14 protein-coding genes are annotated in these 18,012 nt (G+C 59.2%); 6 read left to right on the top strand and 8 right to left on the bottom strand.

Annotation, left to right across the window (positions count from 1 at the left end; all coding sequences use genetic code 11):
- Window positions 1–70: 70 nt before the first annotated feature.
- From B195_RS11615 to B195_RS11595, 5 genes are all read right to left on the bottom strand, one after another.
- Complete coding sequence (locus B195_RS11615) at window positions 71–541, bottom strand: copper chaperone PCu(A)C (protein WP_003445475.1); 471 nt, start codon at window positions 539–541, stop codon at window positions 71–73.
- A gap of 29 nt (window positions 542–570) precedes the next feature.
- The gene (locus B195_RS11610; protein ID WP_003445473.1) at window positions 571–1,176 is read right to left on the bottom strand and encodes an SCO family protein; all 606 of its coding nucleotides are present in this window, start codon (window positions 1,174–1,176) and stop codon (window positions 571–573) included.
- 626 nt (window positions 1,177–1,802) lie between these two features.
- Window positions 1,803–3,146 carry a CDP-diacylglycerol--serine O-phosphatidyltransferase gene (pssA, locus tag B195_RS11605; RefSeq protein ID WP_003445469.1) on the bottom strand — a complete coding sequence of 448 codons (1,344 nt, stop codon included), beginning with the start codon at window positions 3,144–3,146 and terminating at the stop codon, window positions 1,803–1,805.
- A 266-nt stretch (window positions 3,147–3,412) separates the two neighbouring features.
- Window positions 3,413–4,555 carry a glycerate kinase gene (locus B195_RS11600; RefSeq protein ID WP_003445465.1) on the bottom strand — a complete coding sequence of 381 codons (1,143 nt, stop codon included), beginning with the start codon at window positions 4,553–4,555 and terminating at the stop codon, window positions 3,413–3,415.
- A 118-nt stretch (window positions 4,556–4,673) separates the two neighbouring features.
- Window positions 4,674–5,774 carry a sugar diacid recognition domain-containing protein gene (locus B195_RS11595; RefSeq protein WP_003445464.1) on the bottom strand — a complete coding sequence of 367 codons (1,101 nt, stop codon included), beginning with the start codon at window positions 5,772–5,774 and terminating at the stop codon, window positions 4,674–4,676.
- Between the two features lie 158 nt (window positions 5,775–5,932).
- Between B195_RS11595 and B195_RS11590 the strand changes: the two genes are divergently transcribed.
- The 3 genes from B195_RS11590 to rarD (B195_RS11580) all read left to right on the top strand — a co-directional run bounded on the left by B195_RS11590 (window position 5,933) and on the right by rarD (B195_RS11580) (window position 9,426).
- A complete protein-coding gene (locus tag B195_RS11590; protein ID WP_003445458.1) occupies window positions 5,933–7,246 on the top strand; it encodes an MFS transporter in 1,314 nt (437 codons plus the stop codon).
- Between the two features lie 132 nt (window positions 7,247–7,378).
- A complete protein-coding gene (gene rarD / locus B195_RS11585; protein WP_003445455.1) occupies window positions 7,379–8,263 on the top strand; it encodes an EamA family transporter RarD in 885 nt (294 codons plus the stop codon).
- A 281-nt stretch (window positions 8,264–8,544) separates the two neighbouring features.
- Window positions 8,545–9,426 carry an EamA family transporter RarD gene (gene rarD, locus B195_RS11580; protein ID WP_003445453.1) on the top strand — a complete coding sequence of 294 codons (882 nt, stop codon included), beginning with the start codon at window positions 8,545–8,547 and terminating at the stop codon, window positions 9,424–9,426.
- Window positions 9,427–9,450: 24 nt separating this feature from the next.
- Here the strand turns inward: rarD (B195_RS11580) and B195_RS11575 are convergent, their stop codons facing one another.
- Together B195_RS11575 and B195_RS11570 are read right to left on the bottom strand one after the other, a co-directional pair.
- Window positions 9,451–10,746 (bottom strand): ATP-binding protein, encoded by a 1,296-nt coding sequence (locus tag B195_RS11575; protein ID WP_003445451.1) that lies wholly within the window; start codon window positions 10,744–10,746, stop codon window positions 9,451–9,453.
- A 4-nt stretch (window positions 10,747–10,750) separates the two neighbouring features.
- Entirely contained in the window at window positions 10,751–11,452 is a 702-nt protein-coding gene (locus B195_RS11570) for a response regulator transcription factor (RefSeq protein WP_003445448.1), read from the bottom strand.
- 178 nt (window positions 11,453–11,630) lie between these two features.
- Between B195_RS11570 and B195_RS11565 the strand changes: the two genes are divergently transcribed.
- Genes B195_RS11565 through B195_RS11555 form a run of 3 tightly spaced genes read left to right on the top strand, consistent with a single transcriptional unit; the run spans window position 11,631 to window position 16,584 of the window.
- Window positions 11,631–12,785 carry an efflux RND transporter periplasmic adaptor subunit gene (locus B195_RS11565; protein WP_003445446.1) on the top strand — a complete coding sequence of 385 codons (1,155 nt, stop codon included), beginning with the start codon at window positions 11,631–11,633 and terminating at the stop codon, window positions 12,783–12,785.
- A gap of 2 nt (window positions 12,786–12,787) precedes the next feature.
- Complete coding sequence (locus B195_RS11560) at window positions 12,788–15,889, top strand: efflux RND transporter permease subunit (RefSeq protein ID WP_003445445.1); 3,102 nt, start codon at window positions 12,788–12,790, stop codon at window positions 15,887–15,889.
- Between the two features lie 56 nt (window positions 15,890–15,945).
- Entirely contained in the window at window positions 15,946–16,584 is a 639-nt protein-coding gene (locus B195_RS11555; RefSeq protein ID WP_003445443.1) for a DUF1345 domain-containing protein, read from the top strand.
- Window positions 16,585–16,686: 102 nt separating this feature from the next.
- Here B195_RS11555 and hppD read toward each other — a convergent pair whose 3' ends face one another.
- A complete protein-coding gene (gene hppD, locus B195_RS11550; protein ID WP_003445442.1) occupies window positions 16,687–17,763 on the bottom strand; it encodes a 4-hydroxyphenylpyruvate dioxygenase in 1,077 nt (358 codons plus the stop codon).
- Window positions 17,764–18,012: the final 249 nt, after the last annotated feature.

Below are 18,012 nucleotides of genomic sequence, written 5' to 3'. Positions count from 1 at the left end.
TGCCAGCGATGGCGGTGAGTCAGTCAATACGTGCGGCGCCATCGCGAGGCGAGCTCGCTCCTACAGAGGGTTAGTGTTGCATGGCGCCGTGGTCATGCATGTCCATCTGCATGCTGTTCAGGGCGCGGGCCTTGGCCGTGACTTCAATGGCTTCCTTGACCCCTTTGCTGTCTTCGACGATCAGGGTCAGCGGCACGTTGTCGCCTTCTTTGATCTGCCCCTTCAGGTCCATCAGCATCACGTGATAGCCCTCTGGATCAATGGCGACGGTCTTGCCGGCCGGCAATGCCACCGATGGCACTTGCTGCATGCTCATCACGTCATTTTTCATCGTCGACTCATGGATCTGCACCGTTTTGGCAACCGGGGATTTGACTTCGACCAGCTTGCTGTCGGTACTCGCGGTGATGTGCATGAAGGCACCGCTCGAGGGCTGGCCGGCAACGGTCGCGCGGACCCAGGCATCATCGACCACGGTTTGCGCGGAAACATGCAGGCTCATGCCCAGCAGGGACAGCAACAGATACTTGACGGGTTTCATATAAGTGGCTCGTTCAAAGGTGCGTGAAATCAGCAGACTGACATGACGGTGAGCAGGTCTTCGGTGCACTGCTTGGCCGACAGCGAAGGTGACAGGCCCATGCGCAGCACGCCACGGGAGTCGAAGACGAAACTGGTGCCGGTGTGCGAAATGGTATAGGAGTCGCCGGTAGGGATTTTCTCGTAAAAAACCTTGAATTCCTTAGCCGTGGCCGCTGTTTCTTCCAGCGTCCCGGACAGCGCGATAAACGTCGGATCGAAGGCTTTGACATAGGCATCGAGCATGGCGGGCTTGTCGCGCTCCGGATCGAGGGTGATAAACACCACCTGCAACCGGTCACCGTCCGGGCCCATCAGCTTCTTGGCCTGGGCAGCACGGGCCAGCGCGGTCGGGCACACGGCCGGGCACTGGGTGAAACCGAAGAAAATCATCGGCATCATGCCGCGGAAACTGCCCAGCATCATTTCGTTGCCTTCGGCATCGCGCAACTTGAACTTGCGCCCCATGATTTCATTGCTCAGGTCTTTTGCGTACTTGTATGACAAACCGCTGCCCATGTCGCAGCCGGCAAGCAAACCGAGACTGAGCACGCCAAGTCCTGCAACGACATGGCGGCGAGTCAGTAATTCGTTCATGTATGAGGTTCCTTTAAGCGGCTTTTACTACAAACAAAAGCCTTCACCCTGCGCAGTACGCAACAGGGGTGTACGTCGCCCGGGCCATTGGCTCAAGTACGCACGATTGCTGTGGGGTAGACGCGTTTCATGGGTGCGCAATTTAACACTCTCATCTGCTGCCCGCACGGCCGGGCAGCCCCCCGGTAGTGGCCCTGTCTGCTTGCAGGCAGCCAAACCGGGCGGTAACGGCGCAGGCCTGCGACAAATCGCCTCAGGCCCGATTTGTCGGGCCCTGGAGCACATTTGCGCTTGATTAAATACGTGATTGCGATTAACCGCAGAGGTCAACCGTAATTGGTAGCGAATAGGTTTCAGCGTGTAAGCAAATTGCCGCCCTCAAACAGCAGGTACGGCATTTTTTTCACATTGGCTTCACCTCGCCGCTACCCGCCAGCCCTTAGCCTGTTCCGGTTTGAATCAGCCGGTTGAACTGCGCGTCAGGCAGCTATTATCAGGCGGTTATCAGTCAGCCTGATAACGGTGAGCGTTTGCTGCATCGGCGCGCCGAAGGCAGCATCGCCTATATCCCGGGCCTGCCTTGAGGGCGACTGGCGGGCAGCAATGCTCCGCCAGCAATTGACGATCTACAGGATCCTGTAGAGCAAACGTTCAATCCGGACCCGGCTGACCCGGCGCAGAAACTTGGCCACGGCCGGCGGGTACTCGGCCATGGATTCCAGGATCTTGTAGCTCTCTATGCGTCGAGTGTTGGCAAAAATCGCCGCCAGCTCCTTGCTTCGCGGCTCCAGCAGTTCGCGGCGCGGATCATCGATCAACAGGCCGTTTTCCAGGTCCAGACGGAAGGCTCGGGGGTTCAGATTGTTGCCGGTGAGCAAGGTGTAGCGGTCATCGACCCACAGCCCCTTGAGGTGAAAGCTGTTGTCGCCATCACGCCACAGGTGCAGGTTGAGCAAGCCGCTATCGATCATGGACTGATGTTTTTTGGCAAACCGGCGCAGGCTCATCTCGTATAAATAAGGCAATGCCGCGATGACCTTGAACGGCTCGCTCGGCGGGATGTAGAAGTCGTTGGCGGTCTTGTCGCCGACCACGATATCAATTTTCACCCCTCGCTCCAGGGCCCGATTGATCTCCCGGGTCACGGGTAGCGGCAGGTTGAAATAGGGCGTGCAAATAGTCAGTTGCTGCTGACTGCTGGCAATCAGCTCACAGATCACCCGGCTCAGGGGATTGTTCTTGCCGACCCCCAGCAGCGGACTGACCGACAGGCCAAAGTGACCGCTGACCCCAGCGCTGGTGTCGTAGCTGGCTTTTTTCAGGTGGCTGCGAAAATCGCCGATGGCACTGCGCAGGCTGCGGGTTGAAGGCAATGATGGCAGGTCCAGGCGATGCACGGCCCTGGTCTGAATCAGGTCCTGTTCAATGAAGTGCTGCATGGAGTCTGCCAGCTGCTTGTTGTGCAGCAGGTGATAGCGGTCGAACCGGTACTTGTCGAACTTGTGCAGGTAGACATTGTTCAGACTGGCGCCGCTGTAAATCACACAGTCGTCAACGATAAAGCCCTTGAGGTGCAGTACCCCGAACAGCTCCCGGGTTTGCACCGGCACCCCGTAAATCGGCACCTGGCTGGCATGGGCAGCGGTTTGCGCCTGATACCAGGCGGCATTGCCGGGCTGCTTGCCGGCGCCGATCAGTCCGCGCTGGGCGCGCAGCCAGTCCACCAGCACCACGATTTCAAGCTCGGGACGGGCGGCTTTGGCTGCGTGCAGGGCATCGAGAATTTCCTGTCCGGCCTCGTCCTGTTGCAGGTACAAAGCCACCAGCGTGATGCGCTGGCGTGCACCCGCGATCTGCTCCAGCAGGCACCGACGAAAGTCAGCCGCGCCGGGCAAGATGCTCAAGGCATCGGCGGATATCGGGAAGCTGCGTAGCTTGGGCAGCAAAGAGCGTTTGAAGAGCGACGGCATAGGGCTCGCTAAGGGTCGAATGCGAAGAGCCACGAAGCTTACACGATCGTGCCCCGAAGCCATACCGGCCATGGCAAACCGCCAGGTTGCCGGTGGTCGCTGACGAGGCTCGAAGGCTGCGATTAGGTCCGCAGGACCTTGCTTGACGGCCACACAGAAAACCTGTGGCGGTATCAAAAAGCACCTGCGGTGTCACAACCAGAAAGCTCGCAGCCTTCGAATCTCGTCAGCGACTACGCGGGTCGGTCAATCAAGACGGGGGCGGGTTAATACGGGCCCGGTTTCAGGCTCAACAGGCGGGCAATGTCCCGCGCCCGGTCGGTGAGCAATTGCTCGGCCCGGGCACAGGCGTCTTCCAGGCTCATCGGGCCACTGGTGATGGCAAATGCGGCATTGACCCCGTGCTCGTACATGGCCTGGTAGCCCTCGCCCAGAGTGCCGGCCAGTACCACCACCGGTACACCCTGGGCCCGGGCGATGCGCGCGACCCCGAAAGGGGTTTTGCCGCGCAGGGTTTGCGCATCAAAACGGCCTTCGCCGGTGATCACCAGATCAGCGCCCTGCACCGCTTCGGCCAGGCCCACCAGTTCGGCCACCACTTCAACTCCGGCGCGAAACTGCGCGGCGAAAAACGCCTTGGCGGCAAAGCCGAGACCGCCTGCAGCCCCCGAGCCTGGCTCCTGACGAACATCCCTGGGCAAGACCCGGGCGCAGTGATCGGCAAAATGCCCCAGGGCCTTGTCCAGTAGCTGGACCTGCTCAGGGGACGCGCCTTTTTGCGGGCCGAATACGGCCGATGCCCCGTGTTCGCCACACAGGGGGTTATTGACGTCTGCGGCAATCTCGAAGCGCACCTGGGCCAGGCGCGGATCAAGGCCTGCAAGGTCGATACGGGCGAGTCCGGCCAGGGCCAGGCCGCCGTGTGCCAGGGGCTGGCCCTGCTCGTCGAACAGCCCCAGGCCCAAGGCTTGCAACGCACCGGCGCCGGCATCGTTGGTGGCGCTGCCGCCGATGGCGAGGATGATGCGCCGGGCGCCCGCATCCAGGGCCGCCCCGATCAGTTGGCCGGTGCCGAAGGTGCTGCTGACGCACGCATCGCGCTGTCCCGGTGTCAGCAGTTGCAAGCCGCTGGCTTCGGCCATTTCAATGATTGCCGTGTGGCTGTCCGGCAGCCAGCCCCAGTGGGCCTCGACCGCTGCGCCCAACGGGCCTTGCACCTGGTTGCGGCGCAACTGGCCATTGCCTGCGGCCACGATCGCCTCCACGGTGCCTTCTCCGCCATCGGCCATGGGACACTGGATCAACTGTGCCTGTGGCAATACCTGGGCGAAACCGGCAGCAATGGCAGCAGCGACTTTTTCAGCGCTCAGGCTGTCTTTGAACGAGTCGGGGGCAATCACGATTTTCATGGGGCGCATCTCCAGTTCTTATGGCATCCATGCTGCCAGCAACTGACTGCAAACACGCCAGTCTGGTGCACAAGCAATAACGGCCTTTGTTGTTCATTTTTACAAGACGCGGCTGACCCTAGAGATTCTGGGGCAGCAGTTGCACGCCCAGGTACAGGGCCAGCATGCCGTTCAGACTCAGCGGGTCGACACCGCTCAGTTCGGCGATGCGCTCCATGCGATAGCGCAGGCTGTTGCGGTGAATGCCAAGGGCATCGGCGCACGCCTGGCTCTGGCCATCGTGCTCACACCAGCTGCGCAAGGTCGCGATCAACTGGCCGTTGCCGTCTTTGGCCACCACTTTGTGCAGCGGGCCAAGCAATTCTTCAAGGGCATCATCATTGCGGTGACGCCACAGCATGACCGGCAGGCGATAGCGATTGAGGCTAAGCAGTCGCGTCTGCGGCAATACATCACGACCGTAGGCCAACAGGTCGCCGACCCGCCGATAACAACGGCGCAAGCCATTGAGAGCATCGGCCTGCCCTCCTGCGGCTATGCGCAAAACCTTCCAGCCCTGTGCGTCGAGCTTTTCCAGCAGGCGCAGGTCATCCAGCGCCGCCGTTGCCGGGCGGCACCACAGCAGTGAGCCGGTGGCCGGGCTCACGCACCAGCTGTCGGGGAAGCGCGATTGCAACCAGGCACTCAAGGCCTCGGCGCTTTGCCCGCTGCCCAGTTCAAACAGGTATGGAATGCGCGATAACTGTGGCTTTAGCCCCAATTGCCGGGCCTCATCGATCAAGCGCGCGGAATCGCCGCCTTCACTGAGCAGCAAGGCCACCAGATCATCACAGCGCTGGCGTCGCCATTGTTGTTCGGCTTGCTGAAAGCGCTGGCCCACCAGCATCTCGGCGGTCATGCGCACCAGTTCGGCGTAGGTGCGCAGCAATTGCGGATCGCCGGTGAGGCCCAGTACGCCGATCAGGCGCTGATCGAGCAAGAGCGGCAGGTTGATCCCCGGTTGTACCCCTTTGAGGCACTTGGCGGTTTGTTCGTCGATCTCCACCACCCGTCCATTGGCCAGTACCAACTGCGCCCCTTCGTGCCGGGTATTGATACGCTCAGGCTCGCCACTGCCAAGGATCAGGCCCTGGCTGTCCATGACATTTACGTTGTACGGCAAGATGGCCATCGCGCGATCCACGATGTCCTGTGCCAAATCATGATCCAGTTCGAACATAGGGTGAAAATCCTTGTAGGCATTTGTTCACGGGCACAGGTGGCGCGGATAAAACCTGTGCAGGGGCACAAAGACAGCAGCGTTGGGGTGGCCGAGACTCAACACGCGATCAACGTTAACCTCGGATCGTGAAAAATCATAATAAAGAGAGACATAAGATGTCACAGAGCGCCGCCGCATCGCTGATCAGCGATGACGATAAAAACGCCATCTACAAACGCATCACCCTGCGTTTGATCCCCTTCATCTTCATTTGCTACCTGTTTAACTACCTGGACCGGGTAAACGTTGGCTTCGCCAAATTACAGATGCTCGACGCGCTGAAGTTCAGCGAGACGGTATACGGCCTTGGCGCCGGGATTTTCTTTATCGGCTACGTGCTGTGCGGCGTGCCGAGCAACCTGGCCCTCAGCAGATTCGGGCCACGGCGCTGGATCGCCGTAATGATGATCGGTTGGGGCCTGCTGTCGACCTGCCTGATGTTTGTCACCACCCCTGCCGGGTTTTATACCCTGCGTTTTTTCACCGGCGCGGCTGAAGCGGGGTTCTTTCCCGGGGTGGTGCTGTATCTCTCGCAGTGGTTCCCGACCTTCCGCCGCGGCCGGATCATGGCGTTGTTCATGTGTGCCATTCCGGTTTCGGGCCTGATTGGCGGCCCTTTCTCCGGCTGGATCCTTAGCCACTTTGCCGCGGGCCAGGGCGGTCTCGCCGGCTGGCAGTGGATGTTCCTGCTGCAAGGGGTGCCGACGGTTGTGCTGGGCGCACTGGCGATTTTCTTGCTCAGTGACAGTTTTGCCAACGCCAGATGGCTCGGTGCAAAAGAGCGCGCAGTGCTGGAAGCGGACCATGCCCTGGACGCCCTGAACAAACCTGCAACTACCTCCGACTCATTGCTCGCAGTGTTCAAGAACCCGGCCATCTGGGCGTTCGGTCTGATTTATTTCTGTATCCAGAGCGGCGTATACGCGATCAACTTCTGGCTGCCGTCGATCATCAAGAACATGGGCTTCAGCGATACCCTGGTGATCGGCTGGATCAGCGCTATCCCCTACTTGCTGGCGGCTGTGTTCATGTTGCTGGTGGGCCGTTCTGCGGACTTGCGCAAAGAGCGCCGCTGGCATCTGGTGGTGCCTATGTTGATGGGTGCACTGGGCCTGGTGATTGCCGTCAATTTTGCCGCCCAGCCGGTGATCGCCATTCTGGGGCTGACCATCGCCACCATGGGTGCCCTGACCGGTTTGCCAATGTTCTGGCCGGTGCCGACCGCCATGCTCAGTGCCGGTGCGGCAGCGGGCGGCCTGGCGCTGATCAACTCGATGGGGCAGATGGCCGGGTTTCTCAGCCCGTACCTGGTGGGCTTTGTCAAAGACGCCACGGGCTCCACCGACGTAGCCCTGTACCTGTTGGCGGCAGTCATTGTGGGCGGCAGCCTGTTGGCGCTGCGCATGACCCGCGGCATGACTCAGGCATAAACCCCCTTGGCCTCTGCAGTAGCGAGTTCGCTCCTGCAGAGGCCAATGTGAGCAAGCCATTTGCCCTTCGGCCCGCTGAGCCTCAAGCTATGCACCTCCAATAATCAGAATGTGCGTTTCAACGAGGCTGTTGTGTCCAAAGGTATTGTCTTATCAGTTCTGGCATCGAGCCTGTTCGGTGTCATGTATTACTTCACGTCCCTGCTCTGGCCCTTGAGCGGCGCCGAAATCTTCGGCTGGCGAATGCTCCTGACCCTGCCCTGCATGACTCTGTTCATGTGCTTTTCCGGTGACTGGCGGCTGGTTCCGGTGATCGTCTCGCGGCTGCGTCAGCAACCCCGGCTATGGGCAGTGCTGGTGGCGTCCAGCGCACTGGTGGGGGTGCAGTTGTGGCTGTTTCTGTGGGCACCGCTTAACGGCCATAGCCTCGACGTCTCGCTGGGCTACTTCCTGTTGCCTCTAACCATGCTTCTTACCGGGCGCCTGGTCTATGGCGAGCAGTTATCGCATTTGCAGAAAATCGCTGCGGCTCTGGCCACCCTCGGGGTCGCCAACGAGGTGTACCGGGTCGGCGGATTTTCCTGGACCACCCTGGTGGTTGCTATCGGTTACCCGCTGTACTTCGTATTGCGCAAACGCGCAGCCACGGACAACCTCGGCGGCCTGTGGGTCGATATGCTGTTGTTGGTGCCGGTGGCCTGGTGGTTTGTGCAGAGCGGTGAGCAAGGATTCGCTGTGGCCAGCCATCGCCCGGCGCTGTATGCGCTTATTCCGCTGCTGGGGGGCATCAGCGCCCTGGCATTGATCAGCTACATTCTGGCCAGTCGCATGCTGGCATTCAGCTTGTTTGGCTTGCTCAGCTATGTAGAGCCGGTATTGCTGGTGATTGTCGCGCTGCTGCTGGGGGAAAGTATCAGCGCCGGACAATGGCTGACCTATTTGCCAATCTGGCTGGCGGTATTGGTTCTGATGTTTGAAGGCTTCAAGCATCTGGTGCGCCAACGTCGCTCGGTGTGAGGTCCGGAGGCCAGGTATGCGGGGCCTGAAAGACCTCGCAGCCTCGTGCCCCGGCAGCGACTGCCCGGTGGCGGTAGACCGTTTATCTTTTTTTTCAGAAACACGAACGCTCGTTTAAAACGACTTTGGCCCAGTATTTGCTTGGCGTTTTGTCTCTTGAGCGCACTCAACAAGAATCAGTCCCAAGTAGTTGGTTTAAAAGACATTTGCCAACGACCCTGAACAGCCTCAAGCTATGTTCCCACTCAAACGAGTAACGTTGTAGATCCATTGAGGTTGTTGTGTCTAAAGGCATTTTTCTATCGATTTTGGCTTCCTGCTTGTTCGGCGTCCTGTACTACTTCACTTCTCTTCTTTGGCCCCTTGATGGTCAGGAAATCTTCGGCTGGCGAATACTCATATCGCTGCCATTCATGACACTCTTTATCTGCCTCTCCGGCGACTGGAAATGGGTTCCCATCATTTTCAAGCGCTTAAGCGATAAACCTCTACTGATTCCTTGCGTATTGCTCACCAGCTTCCTGGTCGGCCTACAGCTGTGGATGTTCATGTGGGGGCCGCTGAACGGGCACGGTCTGGATGTGTCACTGGGATATTTCCTGCTGCCCCTGACGATGATCCTCACCGGTCGCATCGTCTACGGTGAACACCTGTCGCACCTGCAGAAAATAGCCACGGCCCTGGCCGTTATCGGCGTTGCCAACGAGTTGTACCGCACCGGCGGTTTCTCCTGGACGACCCTGGTGGTCGCCATCGGTTACCCGATGTACTTCGTACTGCGCAAAAAAATCGGTATCGACAACCTCGGCGGTCTGTGGCTGGACATGCTGTTGATGGTCCCGGTTTCGCTATGGTTCGTGATGGCAGGCCCCCATGTAGATCTGGGCGCCCAGCGCGAGGCCCTGTATGCACTGGTGCCGCTGATGGGGATTATCAGTGCCGCCGCAGGCTTTGCTTACATTCTGGCCAGTCGCCTATTGCCGTTCAGCCTGTTTGGCCTGCTCAGCTATGTCGAGCCGGTGCTACTGGTAGCCGTGGCCCTGTTGCTCGGCGACAGTCTTGAAGAGGGTCAGTGGCTGACCTATGGTCCGATCTGGCTCGCGGTGGTGGTGCTGATCATCGAAGGCCTCAAGCATGTGAGCCGCCAGCGCCGCTCTATCTGAGCCGCGCAGCAATGACCGGTTTCATTAACCGGGCAACCATAATTTGAAGCGGGCACCACCCAAGGGTGATTGCTCCACGCTCAAACTGCCGCCCTGGGCTTCCAGGGCGCGTCGACTGATTGCCAGCCCCAGACCAAAACCTCCCGTTGCCCGATCCCGACTGCGGTCCAGACGATAGAACGGCTCGAAAATCCGTTCGCGTTCGGGCTCCGGTATGCCGATGCCATCGTCGTCGACCCATAGTTCGCAGCCCTGTGGCGTTACGTTTACGCCCACCTGAATTCGGCGATCACAGTAGCGCATGGCATTGCGCAACAGGTTTTGCAGGGCCCGGGCCGTGAGGCGCGGGTCAAGGGCAAAGCGCTGTTGAGTCCCGTGCAGGCGCACATCCAGCACTATGTCGGGGGTCTCCAGTTCTTCATCAAAACTGCCGAGGATGCTGTCGATAAATTCGTCCAGCGATACCTCGACCCGCTCCGGTGCCAGCCGGGGATTCTGCAGGCGACTGAAAGACAACAGCTCCAGTACCAGCTCATCCAGTTCACGAATGTGTCCGACCAGTAATTGCAGGCGTTCGCGGCTGGCCTCGGGCAGGTCGTCGCACAGTACCAGGGCCAGACCGAAGTCCAGTCGCGTCAGGGGTGTACGCAACTCATGGGAAACTGCGTTCAGCAGGTCGCGCTGCTGATTGAGCAGGCTTTCAACGTCCTGGGCCATGGTGTCAAACACCGTGGCCAGGGCATAAATGTTTGAACGCGGTGAAATTTGCGTGCGCTCGCTCAACTGTCCCTGGCCAATGCGCGCCGCGGTGTGTTTCAGACGCTCCAGGTCGCGCCAGTGCGGGCGCATCCAGAGCAGCAAGCCGCCGAGCAAGGCAGCGCCGATCAAGACGTTGATACCCCAGTACAACAGATTCATTTCCAGCGGATCAGGGGGCATCACCCACTCGATGGCCTGCTCCCGGTTCAGCGGCGAGACCACCAGGGTGCGCCAGCCCCAGTCGCCGATGCGTATCACGCCCTGCCCTTGCTGCAGCTGGTGTTGCTCCTTGGGGGTGAACTTGGGGTCGTTGATGGGCAGCAAGTTGACGCGTATGGGTTTGAACTGGGCGTCCAGATCCCGGGCAAGGTCCGGCCACTGCCCGACGGGGAGTTGCTGAAACTGTTTGACCAGCAGGGTCTGCATGCCCCGCGACATATCGGCGTTGTAGCTGACGAAACGCTCATGGAACAGCGTCACCACCAGTTCAGGCACGGCATAGATGGCAGCAGCAAAGGTAACCGTCGTTACCAGATACAAACGAAGCAGGAGCTTGAACATGGGCTCAACATTCCCACTCGGAGCGGCTGAACAGGTAGCCCTTGCCCCATACGGTCTTGATCTTGCGCGCTTCGCCGGCGCAGTCGTCGAACTTGCGCCGCAACTTGGAGATGGCCACGTCCACCGAGCGGTCGGTGCCATTGAACTCGATACCGCGCAAACGCTGGAGGATTTGATCGCGACTCAACACTTCTCCGGCATGCCGGGCCAGTACCACCAGCAGGTTGTATTCGCCGCTGGACAATTCAATGCCCTGTTCGCGCCAGGTCACGGTACGTTCCGACAGGTCGATGCAGAGGTTGCCGATAATGATCCGGTCACTGGCCACGTGGGGTTCGACCAGGCTGCTGCGACGCAACAAAGTACGAACCCGGGCCAGCAGCACACGGGGGTCGCAAGGTTTTGTCACATAATCGTCGGCGCCCATCTCTAGCCCCAGCACCTGATCATGGCTATCGTCGCGCGCTGTCAACATCAGGATCGGCAAACTTGCCGAGTCGGCTCGCAACAAACGGCAGACTTGCAGGCCATCAAGACCCGGTAACATCAGGTCAAGAATAACCAGATCAGGTGGATTGCTTTTTGCGCGCTCACGGACTTGATCGCCTCGGGCAATCACGCTGACCTGGTAACCGTTGCGCTCCAGATAGCTGGCAATCAGCTCCGAGAGGGCAGCGTCGTCTTCGACCAGCAAAATAGTGGGCATAATAAATGCTTACAACCAGGGGAAAACCCGAAGGATATACAACCTCACATGGATAGGCGCACAACCTTCACACTTTTTCACATACCACCTACACAGCTTCACAACGCCCCTTGCGTGCTGCCCTTAGCATGCAGGAGCACTTACAGAAATATCCCGCATATATAAGAAGGCACGATCGTTGAAAAAGCTCTTCGCCCCCCTCTGCCTCTCGGCACTGGCTCTGACCCTCAGTGCCTGTGATAAAAGCCCGGTCGCCGAGACCAAGGCTCCTTTGGCCAAAGTTCGCACCGAAGTCATTGCCACCGCGCCCCTGTCGATCAATAACGAACTCAGTGGCCGGGTGGTTGCCCCGCGCGTGGCGCAAGTCAGTGCCCGGGTCGCCGGAGTGGTATTGAAGCGGATGTATACCGAAGGCAGTGAAGTCAAACAGGGTGAGGTGCTGTTCCTGATTGATCCCGCTCCGTTCAAGGCAGATCTGGACAGCGCCCAGGCAGCCCTGAGCAAATCCAGAGCACTTGCCATGCAGGCCAAACTTCAGGATCAGCGTTACAGCGAGCTGGTTGAAAGTAACGCCATCAGTCGTCAGGACTATGACAATGCCCGGGCCCAGGCCCAGCAGGCCGATGCCGATGTGGCTGCCAATCAGGCCGCCGTGCGCCGCGCCCAGTTGAACCTGGGGTATGCCACTGTTACGGCGCCGATCTCCGGGCGCATTGGCCGGGCACTGGTGACTGAAGGCGCCCTGGTGGGCCAGGGCGAAGTCACCCCGCTGGCCCGTATTCAGCAACTGAACCCGATCCATGTCGACCTTACTCAGTCCACCCGCGACCTCGACAATCTGCGCGAGTCATTCCGCGCCGGCGAGTTGCAGCAGGTGGGCAAGAACCAGGCCCGGGCCACGCTGATCCGTGATAACGGCAGCCTTTATCCGCTGCCCGGCAAGTTGCTGTTCACCGACGTGAGTGTTGATCCAAGTACCGGACAGATCATTTTGCGCAGCGAGTTCCCGAATCCGGATTACGATTTGCTGCCCGGCAGCTTTGTCCGTGTGCGCCTGGAGCAGGCGGTCAACAAAGAAGCCATCAGCGTGCCCCAGCGGGCGATTTTGCGAGACAGTGCCGGGGTTGCCCAAGTGTTGTTGCTGGATGCGGATAACCGCGTCAAACAGCAGCCGGTACAACTGGGCAGCGTTCAGAACGATCGCTGGATCGTCAATGCCGGCCTCAAGGCAGGTGACCGTATTGTGATTGAAGGTTTGCAGCATGCCCGTGCGGGTGAGCAAGTGCAGATCGACGATCCGAAACTCCCTCTCGCACACTCCACGGATCAGTGAGCATGCCGCAGTTCTTTATCGACCGCCCGGTCTTTGCCTGGGTCGTTGCGTTGTTTATCGTGCTGGCCGGGGCTTTGGCCATTCCGCAATTGCCGGTTGCCAAATACCCGGTGGTCGCCCCGCCACAGGTTGAGGTCTATGCGGTGTACCCCGGCGCATCGGCACAAACCCTGGACGAAAGCGTGGTCAGCCTGATCGAGCAGGAGCTCAACGGTACTGACGGCCTGCTGTATTTCGAATCCCAGAGCAGCCTGGGCAGCGCCAGTATCACCGCGACGTTCAAGCCCGGTACCGATCCGGAGATGGCGCAGGTCGATGTCCAGAACCGTCTCAAGACCGTTGAGTCGCGCCTGCCCCAGGCCGTGATTCAGCAAGGCTTGCAGGTGGAGAAGATTTCCTCGGGCTTCCTGATGCTGGTGACCCTGACAGCCAGCAAGGACAGCAACCTCGACGAAGTTGCGCTCAGCGATTATCTGGCGCGCAACGTGATGAACGAAATCAAGCGCGTGGAGGGTGTCGGCAAGGCCCAGCTATATGGCGCCGAACGGGCGATGCGGATCTGGATCAACCCGCAGAAGCTGATCGGTTTCAACCTCACGACCACTGACGTGAACAATGCCATTGCCAGTCAGAATGCCCAGGTTGCCGCCGGCAGCATCGGCGACTTGCCAGGCAGCAAGACCCAGGAAATCACTGCCACGGTGCTGGTCAAGGGTCAGCTGTCAAGCCCGCAGGAGTTTGCCGATATTGTCCTGCGCGCCAATCCGGACGGCTCTACCGTACGTATTGGCGATGTTGCACGGGTCGAGATCGGTAGCCAGGAGTATCAATACGGCACCCGCCTCAACGGCAAGTCGGCCAGTGCTTTCAGCGTGAAACTGGCGCCCGAGGCCAACGCCTTGAGTACCGGTAACCTGATCCGCGCCAAGATGGATGAACTGAGCCGCTATTTCCCGGCAGGCGTTGAATACTCCATCCCCTATGACACCACACCCTTCGTCAAGGTCTCGATCACCAAAGTGATCTACACCCTGGTCGAGGCCATGATCCTGGTGTTTGCGGTGATGTATCTGTTCCTGCAGAACATGCGCTACACCCTGATCCCGACTCTCGTGGTGCCGGTGGCCTTGATGGGCACCTTTGCCACCATGCTGGTGATGGGGTTCTCGATCAACGTGCTGACCATGTTCGGCATGGTGCTGGCCATCGGCATTCTGGTGGACGATGCGATTGTCGTGGTGGAAAACGTCGAGCGGATCATGGTCAGCGAGGGGCTGTCGCCGCGCGACGCCACCCGCAAGGCCATGACCCAGATCAGCGGTGCCATTATCGGCATCACCCTGGTGCTGGTGGCGGTGTTTATCCCCATGGCGTTCATGCCGGGCTCGGTGGGCATCATTTACCAGCAGTTCTCGGTGTCGATGGCCACTTCGATTCTGTTCTCGGCATTTTTGGCCCTGTCACTGACCCCGGCCCTGTGCGCGACCCTGCTCAAGCCGATCGCCAAGGGCGAGCACCATGCCAAGGGCGGGTTCTTTGGCTGGTTCAACCGCAAGTTCGAACACCTGTCACAGGGATACGAGCACTGGGTTGTGCACCTGATCAAGCGCAGTGGCCGCTATCTGTTGCTGTACGGCGCGCTGCTGGTGGTGCTGGTGGTGCTTTTTGCCCGCCTGCCCTCCTCGTTTTTGCCGGTTGAAGACCAGGGCTACATCATCACTGATATCCAGTTGCCGCCGGGTGCCAGCCAGAACCGCACAATCAAGGTGGCCGAGCAGATCGAGGCGCACAACGCCAGCGAGCCCGGCATAGGCAACACCACGATGATTCTGGGCTTCAGCTTTTCCGGTAACGGACAGAACGCGGCCCTGGCCTTTACCACCCTTGAAGACTGGTCTGAACGCGGCGCCAAGGACTCGGCTTCGGCCATCGCCGAACGGGCCAACGCCGTGTTTGGCGAACTCAAGGATGCAATAGCCTTCGCTATCCTGCCGCCGCCAGTCAGTGGTCTGGGGACCTCCAGCGGTTTTGAGTTCCGCCTGCAGGACCGTGGCAGCGTCGGCTATGACGCACTGATGCAGGCCCGTAGCGAATTTCTGGCTCTGGCCGAGAAGAGTCCGGTACTGGCCAACGTGCGCGAAAGCGCGCTGGCTGAAAGCCCGCAAGTGCAACTTGAAGTCGACCGCAAACGCGCCAATGCCCTGGGGGTCTCGTTCGCTGACATTGGCGACGTACTGTCGACGGCCGTGGGCTCGGCCTACGTCAATGATTTCCCGAACCAGGGGCGCATGCAGCGGGTTGTGGTGCAGGCAGAGGGTGATCAGCGCAGTCAGGTTGAAGACTTGCTGAAGATCAATGTGCGCAACAACCTGGGGAAAATGGTGCCGCTCTCGGCCTTTGTCGAAGCCCGCTGGATTCAGGGGCCGGCGCAACTGACGCGCTATAACGGCTACCCGGCCATCAGTATTTCCGGTGAGTCAGCCCCCGGGCGCAGTACCGGCGAGGCAATGATCGAGGTTCAGCGTCTGGTGGATCAGTTGCCTGCCGGGCTGGGCCTGGAGTGGACCGGTTTGTCCCTGCAGGAAAAGCTGTCCGGAGCCCAGGCCCCGATTTTGCTGGGCTTGTCGTTGCTGTTCGTGTTCCTGTGCCTGGCCGCCTTGTATGAAAGCTGGTCGATTCCGACTGCGGTCTTGCTGGTCGTACCCCTGGGTGTACTCGGGGCCGTATTGGCCGTGACGTTGCGCGGGATGCCCAATGACGTGTTCTTCAAGGTTGGCTTGATCACCATCATTGGCCTGTCGGCGAAAAACGCCATTCTGATCATCGAATTTGCCAAGACCCTGTATGACGAAGGGCATGATCTGGTAGATGCCACGGTGCAAGCCGCACGCCTGCGCTTGCGGCCGATTGTGATGACCTCACTGGCCTTCGTTCTCGGGGTGGTGCCTCTGGCGATTGCCACCGGGGCCAGTTCGGCCAGTCAACAGGCCATCGGTACCGGGGTAATTGGCGGCATGATCGTCGCCACCCTGGCCGTGGTGTTTGTACCGGTGTTCTTTGTGGTGGTGATGAAACTGGTGAGAAGCAAGCCGCGCCAGCTGTAACAGGTTCTGCCCGTGGTAAGGTGCTGCATCAATTAGTAACAGGGATTGTCTTGTCGATGTCGCACCTTGCCCGCACTCATCCTCGCCTGACCGTTGCCACCCTGCTTGGGGTCGCGGTCGGCATCTTTGCTCCCGCTGCAACCCTGACGACCAAGTTCTTGCTGGGCTGGAATGTCTGTGTCTGGTTGTATCTGGGATTGACCCTGTGGCTGGTGATTCGCTCCGCAGCCAGCGACGTGAAAAGCACCGCCGAAGTCGAAGATGAAAATGCCAGCATGGTGTTGTTCACCGTTTGCATCGCCGCCATTGCCAGTCTGGCGGCCATCACCCTCGAGCTGTCAGGCAACAGCAAACTCGATCAGTCCGAGCAACTGATGCACTACGGGTTTACCGGGCTGACGGTGGTGGGGTCGTGGCTGATGATCGGGGTGATTTTCAGCCTGCACTATGCGCGGCTGTTTTATAACAATGAGGGGCCGGAGCCGGCCTTGCGTTTTCCGGAGGGGGAGCTGAACCCGGATTACTGGGATTTTCTGTACTTCTCTTTCACCCTCAGCGTTGCGGTACAGACGTCCGACGTGTGCATCGCTACCCGTGAGATGCGCAAAGCCGTGCTGGTGCATTCGCTGTTAGGCTTTTTGTTCAACACTGCGGTACTGGGCTTCTCGATCAATATTGCGGCGGGATTGTTTTAAGTAACCGAACTGTTGGAGCCGGCCTGCGATGCAGTCCATGCGGTGTTACTGGTGAACCGCAGACTGCCATCGCTGGCAAGCCAGCCCCTACAGGATGGATGTTTAATCGGTGCTCAACACGCCACGGCGCACCTGGTCGCGTTCGATGGATTCAAACAACGCCTTGAAGTTGCCTTCGCCGAATCCGTCATCACCCTTGCGCTGGATGAACTCGAAGAACACCGGCCCCATCAGGGTTTCCGAGAAGATTTGCAGCAACAAGCGCTTGTCACCCGGCTCGGAAGAGCCATCCAGCAAAATGCCCCGCGACTGCAGCTGATCTACCGGTTCGCCGTGATCAGGCAGACGGCCTTCGAGCATTTCATAGTAGGTGTCGGGCGGCGCGGTCATGAAGCGCATGCCTATGCCCTTCAGTGCATCCCAGGTCTTGATCAGGTCGTCACACAGGAAGGCCACATGCTGGATGCCTTCACCGTTGAACTGCATCAGGAACTCTTCGATCTGCCCTGCGCCTTTGGATGATTCTTCATTCAAAGGAATGCGGATCATGCCGTCCGGTGCGGTCATTGCCTTGGAGGTCAGGCCGGTGTATTCACCCTTGATATCGAAGTAGCGGATTTCACGGAAATTGAACAGCTTCTCGTAGAAGTTGGCCCAATAGGCCATGCGCCCGCGATAAACGTTGTGGGTCAGGTGGTCGATGATTTTCAGGCCGGCTCCCACCGGATGACGATCAACACCTTCAATGAACACGAAATCGATGTCGTAGATCGAGCTGCCTTCGCCGTAGCGGTCAATCAAGTACAGTGGCGCGCCACCGATACCCTTGATTGCCGGCAGGTTCAGCTCCATGGGGCCGGTGGGGATTTCGATGGGTTGCGCACCCAGTTCCAGCGCCCGGGAAAATGCCTGTTGCGCATTGCGCACGCGGAAGGCCATACCGCACACCGAAGGACCGTGCTCTGCGGCAAAATAAGAAGCTACGCTATGGGGCTCATTGTTGAGGATCAGATTGATCTCGCCCTGGCGATACAGGTGCACGTCTTTGGAACGGTGGCTGGCCACCTTGGTGAAGCCCATAATTTGAAAAATGGGTTCGAGGGTGTTGGGTACCGGGGACGCGAATTCGATGAATTCAAAGCCCATCAGGCCCATTGGGTTTTCGTATAGATCGGCCATTTTGGCGCCTCATCATGGTCATTTTTAGAATTAACAGAAGGTTATTTGCTAAGAATGCTGAGGCTGACGGGAGGCGCGCACGAGATCCCGCGTACACTGCGAGCCAGGAAATCGCCGTAGATCAATTGGAACCCGAATATCTTCATTTCGACCCATCTCTTACGCGGAGGGGCTTCTGCTGGCAGAAGTCATTATTCTTGTATGCGTAAGCCGATTCTACATGGCGTAATCCGGTTTGTCTTACATCAT

The organism is Pseudomonas sp. Lz4W, assembly GCF_000346225.2.
GTDB lineage: Bacteria > Pseudomonadota > Gammaproteobacteria > Pseudomonadales > Pseudomonadaceae > Aquipseudomonas > Aquipseudomonas paraversuta.
Note: the sequence above shows the minus strand (reverse complement) of the source record. Positions and strands in the feature narration are given on the sequence as shown.